Here is a 1,072-nt window from a genome sequence, read left to right as displayed (position 1 = left end):
TATTGCGCTCCGTAGCGGATGGCCGGAGCACGCCGGACGAGGACGCGGTGCGGGTCTTCATCGCGGCCACAGCGGAAGGTGCCCGGATGCATCACTATTCGGAACTGCTCACGCGCGCCATCGAGTCCATGGTCGATCTCACGGACGAGCAGGATGTGGCGAGCCTCTTCACTGCGGGCCCGACGACGGCGCTCACCCAGTCGATCCAGGGCCTGGACGACTTCGAGCTCATCGCCTTCCTCGCCGTGGTGGACGCGGAGCGGACGGATGCCTGACCTCCTCTACGCCTGGCCCGGACCCGCGCAGTTCGACCGACGCATCCCGAAGGACCAGATCTACGCGCATACGGCGGTCACGGCCTCGGTGAAAGCGGCCTTCGTGGAGCATGTGGACCGGCTCGTCTGGGCATACAAGTTGGCACCGTCCACCCTGGGGATCAGGAGTACGGAGGCCGTGCCCGAAATCCAGGTTATCCGGGTGCACGCGAAGGCCGACGATGTCCCGGACGCGGTGCTGGCCGCCGTCGATCGGGCGATCCCGTTGCCGGTGGTCTTCGAGATCGTCCGGCCCGGTGCGGAGCGGGAGCTCATCCGGATGCGTGCCGCCTACCGGCCCGTGGGTGTCCGGTCTGCGCCGATCTATGTGGGCGGCGGATGGCTGCGGGCGGATGTGGAGCGCACACCGTTGCCGGCCGCGGTGGACCTCACGCAGTTGTATGGCGCGCTGCTGAGCCCCATGCTGGGAGTCCGCGTCGGTCCCGGGGACACCCCGCAGGAGGTCGCGGAAAGGCTGGAGCGGCAGGGCGTCCTGGAACGGGAGCATCGGGCGCTCACCCGGCGGTACCGCAATGAGAAGCAGTTCAATCGGCGCGTAGCGATCCGCGGCGCAATCAAGACCTTGGAGAAGGAAATGGAGACCCTCGCATGACCATGGAGCCGGTGCGCCGCACCTCCCCTGACCTGACCTCGGAGCACGTCCGGCGGTTGGCCGAACTGTTCCCCTCGGTGGTCACGGAGACCCGCGATGCCGAGGGCACCGTGCGGCAGGCGGTGGACTTCGACCTGCTCCGCCA

Annotated in this window: 2 protein-coding genes; both read left to right on the top strand. The window is 68.2% G+C overall.

Annotation, left to right across the window (positions count from 1 at the left end):
• Window positions 1–275 (top strand): hypothetical protein (locus tag AB0L75_RS44545; protein ID WP_365191983.1); only part of this gene is annotated, 275 nt, incomplete at its 5' end.
• The gene (locus tag AB0L75_RS44540) at window positions 268–927 is read left to right on the top strand and encodes a DUF4391 domain-containing protein (RefSeq protein ID WP_363798173.1); all 660 of its coding nucleotides are present in this window, start codon (window positions 268–270) and stop codon (window positions 925–927) included. The genes AB0L75_RS44545 and AB0L75_RS44540, both read left to right, overlap by 8 nt.
• Window positions 928–1,072: the final 145 nt, after the last annotated feature.

The sequence above is a fragment of the Streptomyces sp. NPDC052101 genome, assembly GCF_040680235.1.
Taxonomy (GTDB): Bacteria; Actinomycetota; Actinomycetes; order Streptomycetales; family Streptomycetaceae; genus Streptomyces.
Note: the sequence above shows the minus strand (reverse complement) of the source record. Positions and strands in the feature narration are given on the sequence as shown.

Coding starts and splice junctions, on each gene's coding strand:
- AB0L75_RS44540 (WP_363798173.1), top strand. CDS start 268: ATGCCTGACCTCCTCTACGCCTGGCCCGGACCCGCGCAGTTCGACCGA.